General features: G+C 75.9%; 15 protein-coding genes and 1 tRNA gene. 5 read left to right on the top strand and 11 right to left on the bottom strand.

From position 1 onward, the window contains the following. The 10 genes from ACI79T_RS10690 to ACI79T_RS10645 all read right to left on the bottom strand — a co-directional run. On the bottom strand, positions 1-866 hold an 866-nt coding region (locus tag ACI79T_RS10690), incomplete at its 3' end, for a nitrilase-related carbon-nitrogen hydrolase (RefSeq protein ID WP_456610040.1). Next, positions 863-2,044, bottom strand: a complete 1,182-nt coding sequence (locus tag ACI79T_RS10685; RefSeq protein WP_456610039.1) for a pyridoxal phosphate-dependent aminotransferase — start codon at positions 2,042-2,044, stop codon at positions 863-865. The genes ACI79T_RS10690 and ACI79T_RS10685, both read right to left, overlap by 4 nt. 64 nt (positions 2,045-2,108) lie before the next feature. After that, positions 2,109-2,324, bottom strand: a complete 216-nt coding sequence (locus ACI79T_RS10680; protein ID WP_456610038.1) for an RNA-binding S4 domain-containing protein — start codon at positions 2,322-2,324, stop codon at positions 2,109-2,111. Positions 2,325-2,329: 5 nt separating this feature from the next. Further along, entirely contained in the window at positions 2,330-3,055 is a 726-nt protein-coding gene (locus tag ACI79T_RS10675) for an MOSC domain-containing protein (RefSeq protein WP_456610037.1), read from the bottom strand. 1 nt (position 3,056) lies between these two features. Beyond that, entirely contained in the window at positions 3,057-3,998 is a 942-nt protein-coding gene (locus tag ACI79T_RS10670; protein WP_456610036.1) for an aldose 1-epimerase family protein, read from the bottom strand. A 25-nt stretch (positions 3,999-4,023) separates the two neighbouring features. Continuing rightward, a complete protein-coding gene (locus ACI79T_RS10665) occupies positions 4,024-5,622 on the bottom strand; it encodes a methyl-accepting chemotaxis protein (RefSeq protein WP_456610035.1) in 1,599 nt (532 codons plus the stop codon). 192 nt (positions 5,623-5,814) lie between these two features. Continuing rightward, positions 5,815-6,891: a hypothetical protein gene (locus tag ACI79T_RS10660; RefSeq protein WP_456610034.1), complete on the bottom strand. Its 1,077-nt coding sequence runs from the start codon at positions 6,889-6,891 to the stop codon at positions 5,815-5,817. Next, on the bottom strand, positions 6,888-7,538 hold the full coding sequence (locus tag ACI79T_RS10655) for an RNA polymerase sigma factor (protein WP_456610033.1): 651 nt from the start codon (positions 7,536-7,538) through the stop codon (positions 6,888-6,890). The genes ACI79T_RS10660 and ACI79T_RS10655 overlap by 4 nt, the downstream gene beginning before the upstream one ends. A gap of 96 nt (positions 7,539-7,634) precedes the next feature. Further along, positions 7,635-7,988: a hypothetical protein gene (locus ACI79T_RS10650; RefSeq protein ID WP_456610032.1), complete on the bottom strand. Its 354-nt coding sequence runs from the start codon at positions 7,986-7,988 to the stop codon at positions 7,635-7,637. A 102-nt stretch (positions 7,989-8,090) separates the two neighbouring features. Next, entirely contained in the window at positions 8,091-8,555 is a 465-nt protein-coding gene (locus ACI79T_RS10645; protein WP_456610031.1) for a GNAT family N-acetyltransferase, read from the bottom strand. Positions 8,556-8,630: 75 nt separating this feature from the next. Here ACI79T_RS10645 and ACI79T_RS10640 point away from each other — a divergent pair, with 75 nt between their 5' ends. The 4 genes from ACI79T_RS10640 to ACI79T_RS10625 all read left to right on the top strand — a co-directional run bounded on the left by ACI79T_RS10640 (position 8,631) and on the right by ACI79T_RS10625 (position 13,076). After that, complete coding sequence (locus tag ACI79T_RS10640) at positions 8,631-9,794, top strand: acyl-CoA dehydrogenase family protein (protein ID WP_456610030.1); 1,164 nt, start codon at positions 8,631-8,633, stop codon at positions 9,792-9,794. 108 nt (positions 9,795-9,902) lie between these two features. After that, the gene (locus tag ACI79T_RS10635) at positions 9,903-10,364 is read left to right on the top strand and encodes a DUF1707 SHOCT-like domain-containing protein (protein ID WP_456610029.1); all 462 of its coding nucleotides are present in this window, start codon (positions 9,903-9,905) and stop codon (positions 10,362-10,364) included. Positions 10,365-10,521: 157 nt separating this feature from the next. Next, the gene (locus ACI79T_RS10630) at positions 10,522-11,436 is read left to right on the top strand and encodes an ATP-binding cassette domain-containing protein (protein ID WP_456610028.1); all 915 of its coding nucleotides are present in this window, start codon (positions 10,522-10,524) and stop codon (positions 11,434-11,436) included. After that, positions 11,433-13,076: a hypothetical protein gene (locus ACI79T_RS10625; protein WP_456610027.1), complete on the top strand. Its 1,644-nt coding sequence runs from the start codon at positions 11,433-11,435 to the stop codon at positions 13,074-13,076. Before ACI79T_RS10630 ends, ACI79T_RS10625 begins: the two co-directional genes overlap by 4 nt. 67 nt (positions 13,077-13,143) lie before the next feature. Here the strand turns inward: ACI79T_RS10625 and ACI79T_RS10620 are convergent. Beyond that, positions 13,144-13,229 (bottom strand) — tRNA-Leu (locus ACI79T_RS10620). A 177-nt stretch (positions 13,230-13,406) separates the two neighbouring features. Here ACI79T_RS10620 and ACI79T_RS10615 point away from each other — a divergent pair. Then, a complete protein-coding gene (locus tag ACI79T_RS10615) occupies positions 13,407-14,225 on the top strand; it encodes an FhaA domain-containing protein (protein WP_456610026.1) in 819 nt (272 codons plus the stop codon). The last annotated feature ends 53 nt before the right edge of the window (positions 14,226-14,278 follow it).

Below are 14,278 nucleotides of genomic sequence, written 5' to 3'. Positions count from 1 at the left end.
AGACAACACCGCACCCCCACCACCCCCCGCCCCGCCCCCCCCCCCCCCCCCCCCCCCCCCCCCCCCCCCCCCCCCCCCCCCCCCCCCCCCCCCCCCCCCCCCCGGTCGGGCAGGAAGCGCAGCCGGTCGCGGGTCGCCGTCACCTCCGCGGGGTCGACGTCGGCCAGCACGAGGGTCTCGGCGCCCGCGGCCGTGGCCAGCAGCTCGCCCATCGGGCTGACGACCCGGCTGTCCCCGGTGTGCTCGGTGCCGTCGCCGGCGGTGCCCACCCGGTTGCAGCCGACGACGTAGGCCTGGTTCTCGATGGCCCGGGCCTGCAGCAACGTCTGCCAGTGCAGCCGCCGGGCCGCCGGCCAGTTGGCCACCACCACGTAGAGGTCGGTGGTCGGCGCGGCGCGCCAGAAGACGTCGGCGAAGCGCAGGTCGTAGCAGACGAACGGGGTCACCCGGAGGCCCCCGATCTCGACGGTCACCGGCCCGTCGCCGGCCCGGAAGCGCTCGTGCTCGCCGCCGTGGGTGAACGGGTGCAGCTTGCGGTAGCGGTGGGTCGTGCCGTCCGGGCCGGCGAGGACGAACGAGTTGTACGGCAGGGCCGACTCCGCGCCGCCGTCGTCGGCGATCTCCGGGCAGCTGCCACCGACCCACACACCGTGCTCGGCCGCCTGCGCGGCGAGGAACCGGGCCGAGGGCCCGCCTTCGGGCTCGCCGATGCCTGGCGTCATCGAGAACCCGGTGGAGAACGTCTCGGTGAGCAGGACCAGCTCCGCGCCGGCCGCGGCCGCCCGGCCGACCTGCGGGGCGAGCCGGGCGAAGTTTGCCTCCCGGTCCTCCCAGACGATGTCGTGCTGCACCGCCGCGACTCTCATCCCAACCTCCTCAACCGCTCGACCGCCTCGGCGAGCACCGCATCGCTCTTGCAGAACGCGAACCGCACCAGGTGCCGCCCGAGAGCGGCGTGCGCGGGTGTGTAGAAGACCACGGTGGGGATGGCCACCAGGCCGGCGCGCTCCGGCAGCTCCCGGCAGAACGCCAGGCCGTCCCCGTCCGGCCGCACCCCGCGGACGTCGACCGTGGCGAAGTAGGTGGCCTGCGGGCTGATCACCGGCAGCCCGGCGTCCTGCAGACCCGCGACCAGCACGTCCCGCCGGCCCTGCAGGTCGCGGGCGACGCCGGTGAAGTAGGCGTCGGGCAGCCGCAGCCCGGCGGCCACCGCCGGCTGGAACGGGCCGGCGTTGACGTAGGTGAGGAACTGCTTGGCGGTGCGGACGGCGGCGACCAGGGGCGCCGGGCCGCACACCCAGCCCACCTTCCAGCCGGTCACGTCGAAGGTCTTGCCGGCGCTGGAGACGACCAGGGTGCGCTCGCGCATGCCCGGCAGCGTGGCGAGGGAGACGTGGCGGGCGCCGTCGAACACCAGGTGCTCGTAGACCTCGTCGGTGAGCACCAGCAGGTCGTGGGCGGCGGCCAGCTCGGCCAGCAGTGCGAGCTCGGCCCCCGCCAGCACGGTGCCGGTCGGGTTGTGCGGGGAGTTGACCAGTAGCAGGCGGGTACGCGGCGTGACGGCGGCGCGCAGCTCGGCCTCGTCGAAGGTCCAGGCCCCGGCACCGTCCACCGGTTGCCGCAGCGGCACCGCCCGGACCACGCCGCCGGCCATGGCCACCGACGCGCTGTAGCTGTCGTAGATCGGCTCGAACAGCACGACTTCGTCACCGGGCTCCAGCAGCGCCAGCATGGCCGCGGCCAGCGCCTCGGTGGCGCCGGCGGTCACCAGCACCTCGGTGTCCGGGTCGTAGGCCAGCCCGGAGAACCGCTGCTGGTGCTCGGCGACGGCCGCCCGCAGCTCCGGGATGCCCGGGCCGGGCGGGTACTGGTCGGCGCCGGTGCCGATCGCCGCCCGGGCGACGTCGAGCACCTCGGGCGGGCCCGGGTAGTCGGGGAAGCCCTGCCCGAGGTTGATCGAGCCGGTGGCGACGGCGAGAGCGCTCATCTCGGCGAACACCGTCGTCCCGAAGCCACGCAGCCGGGTGGCGAGTGGATCCCGCACCGTGCTCCTCCCCACTGGTTCCACGTGGAACCGCTGCGCCGCTCCCGGGTCGCGAGCTCCCCGCTCAGCCGATCCGGACGTCCTCGGCGCCGTCGATGGCGACGACGTCACCGGTGCGCAGCTGCCGGCCCCGGCGCTCCTCGGGCTCGCCGTTGACGGTCACCGCGCCGGACAGCAGGACGTCCTTCACCTGGGCGCCGGTGGGGACGGCGTCGACGAGCTTGAGCAGCTGGCCGAGCCGGATGCTGTCCTCGCCGGGCCGCAGGTCGATGGTGCGCACGGTGCTCAGTCTGCCGCCGGCGCCAGGACGTCGCCGACCCGGACCGTCCCGGACGCCCGGACGGCGGCCCGCACCGCCAGCAGCCCGTCCCGCTCGCGGTGGACGGTCTTGAGCACCGAGGTGTCCCGGGCGATCCCGCCCGGCTGGGGGCGGGTGGTCATGACGCAGCGGGGGATGCCGCTGCCGACGTGCAGGCGAATGCCGCCGAGGTCGGCCTCCCGGCCGCGGAGCTCCTCCTCCCCCGCGCCGTCCAGGACGACGTTGGCCCGGAACCGGCGGCGGTCCCAGGTGCCGAGCGTGCCGGTGGAGACGAGCGAGAGCCGGATGCGCGGGCTGTCGTGGAACGGGCCGGGCGCCCCCTCCCACTGCAGCCACTCGGTGGGGTCGGGGACGTCCTCGTCGGCCGGGGTCTCGTAGGTCGGCACGGCGGCGTCCTCCTCCGGAGCCGCGCGCAGCTCCACCCGGCGGCCGAGCCAGCCGGAGAGGACGTCGTCGTCCGCGGTGACCGTGCCGTCGGGCAGGACCACCTCGACACCGCCGTCGGGGCGCAGCCGGGCGGCGCCGAACAGCAGGTCGGGCACCCGCCGGGCGGTCAGGCCCAGGCCGGTGTCCCGGTCGAACAGCGCCCACGCCCGGTCACCGGCGATCCCCAGCGGCCCGATCGCCGCCTCGGTCAGCCGCTCCCCCTGCAGCGACTTGACCGGGTAGCGCCAGAGCTCGAGCACCCGCATCTCAGGCCGCCGGGGTCCAGGCCAGCGACCACGTGCCCGCCCAGGTCTCCCCCGGTCCGAGGGTGATCAGGTCGATGCCGTCGGCCAGCGCGTTCGGCGGGCAGGTCATCGGCTCGACGGCGAGGCTGCGCCGCCGCTGGCCGGCGGGCAGGTCGTCCCCGCTGTAGACCTGCAGCCACGGCCAGGCGGCGTCGGCCGAGAGCACCAGCTCGCCCGCGCGGCCGCGCAGCCGCACGTGCGCCCAGCCGTCGGCGTCGCGGTCGAGGTCGGTGAGCGGGGCGTCGATCGGGCGGTCCCCGATCTCCCCCATCGCGCCCTCGAACGGCCGGCGCTCCCCGGTGGGCAGGCCGCCGTCGAGGAGCAGCTCGGTGCGGGCGGGGAGGGTCAGCTCGGCGGCACCGATGCCGCCGTCCGCCGTCGCCCCGACGGAGAGGTAGGGGTGGAAGCCGGCGCCGAACGGGGCGGGCACCTCCCCCAGGTTCCGCGCCCGCAGGGTGCTGGTGAGCCGGTCAGCGGTGAGCCGGTGGTCGACCGCCACGGCGAGCCGGAAGGGATAGCCGGGGTGCGGCTCCACCGTCGTCCCGACCGTGACGGAACCGTCCGCCTCGGCCAGGACCTCCCACGGCTGCCAGCCGACCAGCCCGTGGATCGCGTGCGGCTCCTCGGGCGACCGGACCTCGAGCTGCAGCTCCTGGCCCGCCCAGCTCCACCGGCCGTGCCGCAGCCGGTTGGGCCAGGGGACCAGGACCGCACCCCGCCAGCCGGGGGCGACGGTGCCGGGCGCGTAGCCGTCCAGCACCTGCCAGCCCCCGACGGCGAGCTGCCGGAGCGTGCCGCCCCGCAGGTCGACGGCCAGCCGGGCGCTCCCGGCGGTCAGCTCCACCTCGCTGCGGTCGGCGTCGGGCCAGGTGTGGGGCCGGGTCTCGGGCATGGCGTCGGGCATGGCGTCAGCTCACCACACCGCCCGGTCAGGCGCGGGTGCGGAACTGCGCGACCTGCTGCTCCAGCTGGACGGCGAGGTCCTGGAGCAGCCGGCTGGCGTCGGCGACCCCGGCGGCGTCGACGGTCACCGTGGCCGCGGAACCCGCCGTGGCCGTCGCGGTGCCGGCGATCTCCTCGGTGCTGCCGGCGGCCTCGCCGATGCTGTGCGCCATCGTCCCGGTCGTCGCGGTCTGCTCCTCGACGGCGGCCGCGATCGTCGTCTGCAGGTCGTCCACGGTGCCGATGACCTCGATGATCCGCTGCAGCGCGGCGGCGGTGGCCGTCGACTCCGCCTGGATCCCGACGACCCGCTCGGCGATGTCCTCGCTGGCCCGCGCGGTCTCCTGGGCGAGCTGCTTGACCTCGTCGGCGACGACGGCGAAGCCCGCGCCCGCGTCCCCGGCCCGCGCGGCCTCGATGGTGGCGTTCAGCGCCAGCAGGTGCGTCTGGGCGGCCACCTGGGTGATCGTGCCGACGATCTGCCCGATGCCCGCGGTCGTCTCGCCCAGCCGCTGGAGCTGCTCGGTCGCGCCCACCGCCCGCTGGACCGCGTCGCCGGTGACCTGTGCCGCCTCGCTGGCACTGACGGCGATCTCGCCGATGGCCGACCGCATCTGCTCCACCCCGGCCGCGGCGGTCTGCACGCTGGCGGTGACCAGTTCGGCCCGTCCGGCGTTGTCCCCGGCCTGGCCGGCGATGACCTTCGCCGACTCGTCCAGCCGGGCGCCGCCGGCGGTGAGCTGCTCGGCCGAGCCGGTCAGCGCCGAGGCGGTCTCGGTGACCGCGCGCAGGGTGGCGCTCAGGCTGGTCTGCGCCTCGCGCAGCGCGGTGGCCATCTGGCCCGGCTCGTCGGCGCTGTCGACCTCCGGGTCAGCGGTGAGGTCGCCGCCGGCCAGGGACCGCAGGCTGTCCCGGACGCGGCTCAGCGGCCGGGTGATCGCGCGGCTCACCAGCACTCCCGCGGCGAGCGCGACGAGCAGGCCGGCGGCGAGGACGGCGAGGAGCAGCGCCCGCGAGAAGGTGTAGGCCTCGTGCGCCGCGACGAGCGCGGCCTCGGCGTCGGCCTGCAGCGTCGCCGAGGCCGCCGCGAATGCCTCGAGGGTCTCGACGCCGATGTCGCGCACACTGGGGAGCGCCGCCTGGAAGGCCACGACGTCGCCGGCCGAGGCCGCCTCGAGGAGCCCCTGGGCGCGCAGCGACCGGTACTCGTCGACGAGGGCCGGCAGCGCGGTGACCTCCTCCTCGACGGCGGGGCCGGCGAGGTAGGCATCGAGCGCGGCGTCCAGTGCCGCGTCGTCGGCGGCGAGCTTCTGCGCCGCCGCGGCCCGGCCCTCCGGTGCGGCGAAGAGCAGGCCGTAGGCGTCCAGCCGGACGTTCAGGAAGCCCGCTCGCGCCGTCTCCAGGTCTTCCAGGGCGACGGCAGCATCCCGCTGCTCCGCAGTGGCGTCGTCCAGGTCGGCCATGCGGACCAGGCCGAGGGTGCCGACGAGCGCGGCGACCACCAGACCGCTGAGCACCGCCAGCGTGATCTTCCAGGCGACGGAGACGTCGCGGAAGCGGGCGCGGGTCCGGGGGGCGTGCTGCATCGTGCACCTCACTGCGTGTGATTGGTTGGCTGCACCAAGCAATCACACGCGGACCGTCGGCCATCCCGCGCAATCGGCCGTTGCCCCCCGGAAGGGGTCCGTGACGGCCCTCACCAGCCGATCCCGGCGACCTGCGGCGGCGGGGACGGGCAGCTGGCGCCCGCCCGTCCCCGCCCCACCCCCGGGGCCGGGTCAGGGGGTGTAGGTGACTTCCCCGGCGATCGCCAGGACGTCGTCCTGCGGAAAGCCCTCGGGGGCGTGCACGGTGCAGAGGGTGCCGTCGGCGAACTCCCAGGCGGCGAGCCAGAAGCGGTTCCCCGAGTCCATGTAGTCGTGCGCGTGCACGACCTGGGCCGGCCGGCCGCCCACCGTGGTGGAGACCACGGGATCGATCGCCGTCACCGACGCGATCCGCTCCTCGACCGTGGTGTCCACCAGCGTGGGACTCGGCGGGGGGTCGGGCATGCACTGCACGCCGATGACCTGGCTCGGGTCCTCGTCATCGGCCAGGCCGACGGCGCCGCTGCTCTCGTGCCAGTCGACGACCGACCAGCCGGCCGGGGCCAGACCGACCTGGAGGTTGATCGGCTGCGGACGGTCGACGAGCGACTCGCCCACCGCGACGAGCGTGGCCAGGTCGCCGTGGACGTCGTCGCCCGACAGGTACACCCACTCACCCGGCGTCCGCTCCCAGACGAGCTGGGCGAAGGGGAGGTCCTCGAAGCACTGGCCGACGATCGTGCACAGCCGGTCGGTCGAGCCGACCACGTAGCGCGCCTCGACCCCGGCGACCGTCGTGGTCCCCGTCCCGGTGACGTCTGGTGCCTCGGACTGCTCGAAGGCCCAGACCGGCTCCTCGGGTGCGAGGTAGATCGAGAAGCCGGTCCCGTCGGGGAACGAGTAGCCGGCGACGGCCTCGTCGCTGCCGGCGGCACCGGTGAAGCTCGGCGTCATGCCGGCCGGCACGGGGTCGAGGGAGAGCGGGAAGGTGATCTCCTCGACCGCCACCAGGGTCATGCCGCCCGCGCTGCTGGGGACCGAGCCGGGTGCGTCGCTTCCGGTGACGACGACGGCGGCGGCCCAGGCGGCCGCGGCGGTGCCGGCGGCCAGCCCGATGCGGAGGGTGGCCTTCCGGCCGGGGACCCGGGACCGGCGGGGGGCCGGTCCGTCGATCTCCGCCAGCAGCGCCGCGCGGGCGGCCGACCGGGCGGCGGTGGACAGCGGCGGCGCGTCGGGGCCCGCCTCGCGGAGCAGCGTGAGGTCGTTCATCGGTCCCCCTCCTCGGAGGTCGGGTCGAACACGGAGAGGCCGCTGAGGGCGGCCCGGGTCTGGCGGCGGGCACGGTGCAGCCGGGAGCGCACCGTGCCGACGGGGACGTCGAGGACGGCGGCGATCTCCTCGTAGCCGAGCTGGCCCCACGCGAGCAGCAGCAGGGCGTCCCGGTCGCGGGGCTTGAGGCCGGCGAGCGCGGCGGCCAGCGGGCCGCGCAGCGCCTGGGCGTCCAGCCGGTCCGTGGCGTCGCCCGGGTCGGCACCGTGCCCCTCGGGTTCGGCGGCAGCCCGGGCCAGCACCTTGTACCGGCGCTGCTCCGTGCGCACGTGCCCGCGCACCACGTTGGTCGCGATGCCGAGCAGCCACGGCCGCACCTCGACGTGCTCGGGCCGGTAGGACGCCCGGCGCCGGAAGGCGATCAGGAAGGTCTCGCTGAGCAGGTCGTCGGCCAGCTCACCCACCCGGCGGCCGAGGTAGCGGTGCACGGTCGTGGCGTGCCGGTCGAACAGCGGGGCGAACTGCGCCGGGTCCCCGACCGACCCGGCGATCAGCTCGGCGTCGGTCGGGAGTGAGTCGGGCAGGGCGCGCAGCCGTGGGGGCTCGGCAGTTGGACCGGCGGACCGGTGCAGCGCCGTTCGGGTCACGGGCGGTGATGATCCGGCCGCGATCGGTGAAGTCGTCACACCCGTTGATGTCCGGAGCGGCGGATCCGGTTCACGGACGGTCCGCAGAGACGCAGCTCAGTCGGAGCAGTTCGCCTCGCCGTAGGCGCTGACGGTGTCGGCGGCCGTGAGGAACTCCTCCAGTTCCGCGTCGCTCAGCTCGCCCTCGGCGACCGCGCTCTCCAGGTCGGTGGCGGCGGGGAAGTTCTCCGCCATGTACCGGACGGCGTCCTCGACCTCCTCCGCATCGTCGGGGACGCTGTCGGCCATCGACTCCAGGATGCGCTGAGCCTCGTCCTCGTCCGCCGGCTCGATCTCGGCGGTCGCCAGGTACTGCTGGCAGAAGTCCTCGACGCTCCCGCCGCCGCAGGCGGTCAGCCCGAGCGGGAGGGTGACCGCCGCGGCCACCAGGGCGATCGTCCGGATGCGCATGGGGGTTCCTCTCCAGCGCGGGCGGCGGCCCGCGGTCGACGACGTCCGATCACCCTCACACACCGCCGCCGAGGCAGCGGACCGCGCGGTATCCGAACCGGCTCAGCCGTCGCCCAGGTCCTTCTCGAAGAACAGCGAGCCGGCGGCGTCCGGATCACCGGCATAGCCGGCGAACGCGCCGATCGGCCGGTACCCGGCGCCGGTGTAGAGGCCGATCGCCTCGGGCTGCAGCGGCCCGGTCTCCAGCCGCAGCACCGCCCAGCCCCGCGAGCGGGCGCCGTCCTCGAGCCCCGCCAGCACCGACTTCGACACCCCGCGCCCCCGGGCACCCGGCGCCACGTACATGCGCTTCACCTCGGCCACGCCGTCGCCCAGCTCGCGGAGGGCACCGCAGCCGAGCGCCGTCCCGTCGTCGTCCCGGGCCACCAGGACCACGCTGACGTCGGCCGCCGACGGCGGCCGGCCCGGCTCCTCCTTGCCCCCGTAGCGGGCCCGGAGCTCGCGCTGCTGGTCGGTGGTGAGCCGCCGGACGTCGGGGTCGTCCCAGGCAGCCGCCTCGATGATCACGGACGCCGATCCTGCCAAGGGCCCGGGACCGCGTCCGGAGGTACCGTCCGCTGGACGCCCCAGCGAAGGAGCACCGTGCCGGTCGACCGCGAACTGCCCACGCCCGAGGCCGAGGACCTGCTGGCCCTCGTCCGCGAGATCGCCGACGCCGAACTGGCGCCGAAGGCGGCCCGGTACGAGCGCGAGGAGCGCTTCCCGCGCGAGGTGTTCCGCCTCCTGGGCGACGCCGGGCTGATGGGCCTGCCCTTCCCCGAGGAGATCGGCGGGGGCGGCCAGCCCTACGCCGTCTACCTGCAGGTGCTCGAGGAGCTGGCGGCCCGCTGGGCGAGCGTGGCCCTCGGCATCAGCGTGCACACGCTGGCCTGCTCCCCCATCGCGGCGTTCGGCACCGAGGCGCAGCGGCGCGACCTGCTCCCGGAGATGGTCGGCGGCACGCTGATCGGCGCGTACTCGCTGTCGGAGGCGCACGCCGGCTCCGACGTGGCGGCCATGCGGGCGAACGCGACGCCCACCGCCGACGGCTGGGTCGCCCGCGGCGAGAAGGCCTGGGTCACCCACGGCGGGCACGCCGACTTCTACTCGACGTTCCTGCGCACGCCCGCGGACGGGGAACGGGCCATCTCCTGCTTCCACCTGACGCCGGACCTGCCCGGCTTCAGCACCGCGAAGCCCGAGGAGAAGATGGGCCTGACCGGCTCGACCACCGCGGCGATCCGGCTCGACGACGTACCGGTCCCGGCCGACCGACTGGTGGGCGAGCCCGGGCGCGGCATGGCCATCGCCCTCGGCGCCCTGGACTCCGGCCGCCTGGGCATCAGCGCGGTCGCCGTGGGGCTGGCGCAGTCGGCCCTCGACGTCGCCGTCGCCTACGCGGTGGAGCGGGAGGCCTTCGGCCGGCCGATCGCCGAGCACCAGGGCGTGGCCTTCCTGCTGGCCGACATGGCCGCGGCCGTGGAGTCCGCCCGCGCCACCTACCTGGTCGCCGCCCGCCGCAAGGACGCCGGGAAGCCGTTCTCCCGGCAGGCCAGCATCGCCAAGCTGGTCGCCACCGACGCCGCCATGAAGGTGACCACCGATGCCGTCCAGGTGCTGGGCGGCGCCGGCTACACCCGCGACCACCCGGCCGAGCGCTACATGCGCGAGGCGAAGGTGATGCAGATCTTCGAGGGCACCAACCAGATCCAGCGGATGGTCATCGGCCGGCACCTCACCTCGGCGGCGGTGCCGCCGGCCGGCTGAGCCGGGGCGTCGGACCTGACGCGTTCCACGTGGAACCGGTGACAGCTGTCAGTGGACCGCGCCGGTCGCACCGGAACAGACTGGGGCATCCCGAGCGAGGAGAACGCCATGCCCGAGTCCCACCTGCGTGCGGCCGACCACGACCGGGCGGCGGTCGCCGCCGTCCTCGGCCAGGCGATGTCCGAGGGGCGGCTCACCGTCGCCGAGTACGACGAGCGCCTCGCCCGGGCCTACGCGGCCCGCACGTTCGGCGAGCTGGCACCGCTCACCGCCGATCTGCCGCGCACCGCCGGTGCGTCGGCCGCCCGGCCGACGGGTGCCCTGGCGGAGACGGCCGCCCCCGCCCCGGCGTGCGCAGGTCAGCAGCGGGCCCTCTGGGCGGTGTGGGGCTCCTGGGCGAGCACCGCGCTGATCGTGCTGGCGGTCTGGGCCGTGTCCTGCGTGGCCACGGGGGAGCTGCGCTACTTCTGGCCGTTCTGGGTCATCGTCCCCTGGGGCGCCATGCTGGCCTTCGGCACGCTCGGCGACCGCATGCGGCCGGGCGGCCGGGACGACCGCCGGCTGACCTGACGGCCGGGAGCGCCGGCCCGGCCGGAGCCCTCCCGATCGGCGGTCGCCCGGCCGGGCGCGAGGTACTTCCGCCCGTGACCCGGCAGGTCTAGCGTCTCTCCCCGGAGCGCCGGGAAGCCTGGTCGGCAGTCGTGTTCGTCGACTGCGAGGAGTTCCCATGGCCGCACCCACGTCGTCCGCCCCTGCCCTGCGCCTCGACGGGCTGGGCAAGCGCTTCGGGACCACCGAAGCGGTGGCCGACCTGTCGCTGACCGTCCCGCAGGGCGAGGTCTTCGGCTTCCTGGGCCCGAACGGGGCGGGCAAGTCCACCACCATCCGGATGCTGCTCGGGCTGCTACGGCCCTCCGCCGGCGCCGCCCGGGTCTTCGACGTCCCGGCCGCCGACGTCGAGCGCGCGCACCGGCTGCTGGCCTACGTGCCGGCCGACGTCGCGCTGTGGCCGGCGATGACCGGACGCGAGTGCCTGGAGCTCATGGCCGGCGTCGGCCCGGGCACCGACCTCCGCTACCGCGACGAGCTGGTGCAGCGGTTCGCGCTGGACCCGGACCGGCGCGCCCGCACCTACTCCACGGGCAACCGGCAGAAGGTGGCGCTGGTCGCGGCCTTCGCGACGCGCGCGCCGCTGCTGGTCCTCGACGAGCCGACCAGCGGGCTGGACCCGCTGATGGAGCGGGAGTTCCGGGCCTGCATCGCCGAGGCGGCCGCGCGTGGGCAGACCGTGTTCCTCAGCTCCCACCAGCTGGCCGAGGTGGAGGCGATCTGCTCGCGGGTGGGCATCCTGCGCAGCGGCCGGCTGGTGGAGGTCGCCGGGCTCGCCGACCTGCGGCGCCTGCACCGCGCCGAGGTCGTCGTGGAGCTGGCCCGCGCCGCGCCGGAACTGCAGGGGCTGGCCGACCTCCCGGGCGTCACCGACCTGCGGTGGGCGGGGGCGCTGCGGCTGGAGCTCTCGCTCACCGGCCCACCCGGCGCGGTCCTGCGCGCCCTGGGCGACGCCGACGTCGCCCACCTGCAGGTGCGGGAGCCCACGCTCGAGGAGATCTTCCTCGACTACTACGGCTCGGTGCCGGCATGAGCACCCGGACCGCCCCCGACCGGGCACCGGGGACGACCACCCCGCCGGCGCCGCCCCGCTCCGCTGGCCGGGCGGTGACCGCGGCCGCCGTCCGGCAGGTGCGCCGCGGCACCGCGGTCGTCGCCGTCGTCTCCGGGGGCATGACCGCCCTGGTCGCCGTGCAGTACCGGGGGCTCGAGGGCGCGCTCGGCACGGAGTCGCTGGCCGCGCTGGCCGAGAACCCGGCGATCCGGACCCTGTTCGGTCCGCCGGTCGGGCTGGACACGGCCGGCGGCTTCACCGTGTGGCGCACCGGCACCGTGCTCGCCGTGCTGGTGGGGGTGTGGGCCGCGCTGACCGCCACCCGGATCACCCGCGGCGACGAGGAGGCCGGCCGGTGGGACCTGCTGCTCGCCGGACGGCTGCGGCTGCGGACGCTGGTCACCCGCGTCCTGCTCGTCGTGCTGGCGGCCGCGGCGGTCGTGGGTTCCGCCGGGGGGCTCGGCCTGGCGCTGGCCGGGGCCGGGCTCCCGGGGTCGCTGCTGTTCGGTGCGTGCCTGGCCGGCACCGGCATGGTCGGCGCCGCGCTCGGGGTCGCGGGCGGTCAGCTGTTCGGCGAACGGCGGTCGGCCTCCGGGCTGGCCGTCGCCGTCCTCCTCGGGAGCCTTTTGCTGCGCATGGTCGCCGACGGCGTCCCGGCGCTCGCGTGGCTGGCATGGGCGACCCCCTTCGGCCTGCTGGGGCGGGCCGCGCCCTTCGCGGAGGACCGGTGGCCGGCCCTGCTCGTCCTCGCCCTGCTGGTCGGCTGCCTGAGCACCCTGGCGGTGGCGCTGCACTCCGGCCGCGACGTCGGCCGGGGCCGGTGGGCCGGCCGCGACCGGCGGACCCGGCCCAGCCGGCTGCTCACCTCGCTGCCCGGGCTGGCCGTGCACCGGGTGCGCCGACCCCTCGCGGGCTGGGCCGCCGGGGCGGCGGCGTACTTCCTGCTCATCGGCCTGCTGGCCACGGCGATGACCGACTTCCTGCGGGACAACGCGACCTTCGCGGACCTGGCCGCCCAGGCGGGGTTCGCCCAGCTCGGATCGGTGCAGGGCTACGTCGCCGCGCTGTACACGCTGCTCGCCGTCGCCCTGGGCGCCTTCGCCGCCGGACGGGTGGCCGCCACCGCGGCCGACGAGGACGCCGGCCGCCTGGCGCTGCTGTACTCGCGCCCGGTCGCCCGGATCCGGTGGGCGGCCACGGAGGCCGTCGCGATCACCCTGGCCACCGCGCTCCTCGCCGCCGCGGCGGGCCTGGCCACCTGGGCGGGCGCGGCGTGGGTGGACGCCGGGCTGGGTCTCGGTGCGGCGCTGGCCGGCGCGTTCGCGGTGCTCCCGGTGGCCCTGCTGTGCCTCGGAGCCGCCCTCGCCGCACTCGGCTGGGCCCCGGGCGCCGTGCTGCCCCTCGGCGTGGCCCCGGCCGTGGGGGGCTACCTGCTGCTGGTCCTCGCCGACACGTTCGGCTGGCCGGGCGCGGTCCGGTCGCTCTCCCCGTTCGCCCACCTCGCCGACGTCCCCGCCGAGTCGTGGCACGCGCCCGGCGCAGCCGGGATGGTCACCGTGGCGGCGGCCCTGGTCGCGGCCGGGCTGGTCGGCTACGCCCGCCGGGACGTCGTCACCTGACGCTCCGCACCGGCCCCGGACGACAGAAGAGCGCCGGCCCCGAGAGGGACCGGCGCTCGTCGCGTCCTGGTGGGCAAGGGGGGAGTTGAACCCCCACGTCCTTTCGGACACACGGACCTGAACCGTGCGCGTCTGCCATTCCGCCACTTGCCCTGGCGAGGGAAGACAGTAGCAGCCGCGCGCTGTTCGTCCGGTGGGGGGTCGGTCGTCCGACGGGTCCGACGAAGCCGTGCGGGGCGTCGCGGGTCGCTGGGCGGTCAGGCTCGCCGCGCCCGGCTACGATCACGGGTGGCAGAGTGGGATGTCCGGTGCGAGCGTGAAGGAGCGACGGTGGGTGTGCTCCAGCGCTTCGAGCGCCGGCTCGAAGGCATGGTCGGTCTGGCGTTCGCGCGGCTCTTCAAGGGCAAGGTGCACCCGGCGGAGATCGCCAAGGCGCTGCAGCGCGAGGCCGACGAGCAGCGCTCGGTCGTCGGCGAGGGCCGCGTCCTCGCCCCCAACGTCTACGTCGTCCGCCTCGGCGAGACCGACTTCACGCACCTGGGCCAGTGGTCCGACCAGCTGGCCGGCGAGCTCGCCGACATGGTCACCGAGCACATCGAGGACGAGGGCTACCAGGTCTTCGACAAGGTCACCGTCGCGCTCGAGCAGGACGACGAGCTGACCACCGGCGTCTTCGAGGTCAGCTCCGAGGTCGCCGACCGGGCGCGCCCGTCCGCCCGCGTCGCCGTCCCGCCGATGGCGTCGGCCCCGGTCGGCGGCCACCCGCCGGTGCCCCCGCTCCCGCCGCTGCGCGGCCGGATGGCCACCGACACCGGGAAGCAGAACCCCTCGGTCGTCGGGCGGGCCGGCTCGCGGAGCACCGCCACGCACGTGCTCGTCGTGGACGGCCCCGGTACCCGCCACGAGCTCTCCACCGGGCGCAACGTCATCGGCCGGGGCACCGAGGCCGACATCCGGCTGCCGGACACCGGCGTGAGCCGCAAGCACGTCGACGTCGTCCTCGACGGCGACGTCGCCACGGTCGAGGACCTCGGTTCGACCAACGGCACGCTGGTCAACGGCCGCCGCGTCACCCGCCAGCCGCTCAGCGACGGCGACGTCATCCGCATCGGCCACTCGGTCCTGGTCTACCGGCAGGACGGGGCGTGACCGGTCACCCGCGGTCGCAGCACGACGGGATCGGCCAGCACGAGATCCGCCGC

Source organism: Blastococcus sp. SYSU DS0619 (assembly GCF_054051035.1).
Note: the sequence above shows the minus strand (reverse complement) of the source record. Positions and strands in the feature narration are given on the sequence as shown.

Bases quoted from the DNA above. Each gene is read 5' to 3' on its own strand.
- ACI79T_RS10675 (WP_456610037.1), bottom strand. From the start codon at position 3,055: ATGCGGGTGCTCGAGCTCTGGCGCTACCCGGTCAAGTCGCTGCAGGGG.
- ACI79T_RS10670 (WP_456610036.1), bottom strand. From the start codon at position 3,998: ATGCCCGACGCCATGCCCGAGACCCGGCCCCACACCTGGCCCGACGCC.
- ACI79T_RS10665 (WP_456610035.1), bottom strand. From the start codon at position 5,622: ATGCAGCACGCCCCCCGGACCCGCGCCCGCTTCCGCGACGTCTCCGTC.
- ACI79T_RS10660 (WP_456610034.1), bottom strand. From the start codon at position 6,891: ATGAACGACCTCACGCTGCTCCGCGAGGCGGGCCCCGACGCGCCGCCG.
- ACI79T_RS10650 (WP_456610032.1), bottom strand. From the start codon at position 7,988: ATGCGCATCCGGACGATCGCCCTGGTGGCCGCGGCGGTCACCCTCCCG.
- ACI79T_RS10635 (WP_456610029.1), top strand. From the start codon at position 9,903: ATGCCCGAGTCCCACCTGCGTGCGGCCGACCACGACCGGGCGGCGGTC.
- ACI79T_RS10630 (WP_456610028.1), top strand. From the start codon at position 10,522: ATGGCCGCACCCACGTCGTCCGCCCCTGCCCTGCGCCTCGACGGGCTG.
- ACI79T_RS10625 (WP_456610027.1), top strand. From the start codon at position 11,433: ATGAGCACCCGGACCGCCCCCGACCGGGCACCGGGGACGACCACCCCG.